The organism is Pseudomonas juntendi (genome assembly GCF_009932375.1).
Taxonomy (GTDB): Bacteria; Pseudomonadota; Gammaproteobacteria; order Pseudomonadales; family Pseudomonadaceae; genus Aquipseudomonas; species Aquipseudomonas juntendi.
Map to the genome: position 1 here is coordinate 1 of NZ_BLJG01000623.1, position 366 is coordinate 366.

Here is a 366-nt window from a genome sequence, read left to right on the forward strand (position 1 = left end):
GAGCGGTTTCGCGAAGACTACCAGCAGCAGTGGATCAACCGCGGTGGGCAGGGGGTCAATGGCAACTGGCTGGTGAACTACCAGCGCTTCCTGGGCCAGTTGGAAACGGCGATGAACCAGCAGCGGCAGAGCCTGGTCTGGCATCAGAACAACCTCGACAATGCCCGTGGCACGTGGCAGCAGGCGCTACGCACGCGTGCACGCGGCGCGGCGGGCCTCGTCCAGGTAGCGCTGCACCAGCTTGCGCAGCCCCTCCACCCGGGCGTAGGCCTGCTGCCACGTGCCACGGGCATTGTCGAGGTTGTTCTGATGCCAGCCCAGGCTCTGCCGCTGCTGGGTCATCGCCGTTTCCAACTGGCCACGGAA

Annotated in this window: 1 protein-coding gene and 1 pseudogene; one reads left to right on the forward strand and one right to left on the reverse strand. The window is 65.8% G+C overall.

The genetic code is table 11. The annotated features are described in order from the left end of the window. Nucleotides 1-225, forward strand: a pseudogene (locus GYA94_RS27535) (flagellar FliJ family protein); the annotation flags it as partial. On the opposite strand, the gene GYA94_RS27540 reads toward GYA94_RS27535, so the two are convergent. After that, on the reverse strand, nucleotides 187-342 hold the full coding sequence (locus GYA94_RS27540) for a flagellar FliJ family protein (protein WP_438826255.1): 156 nt from the start codon (nucleotides 340-342) through the stop codon (nucleotides 187-189). The pseudogene GYA94_RS27535 and the gene GYA94_RS27540 overlap by 39 nt on opposite strands. Nucleotides 343-366 lie beyond the last annotated feature (24 nt).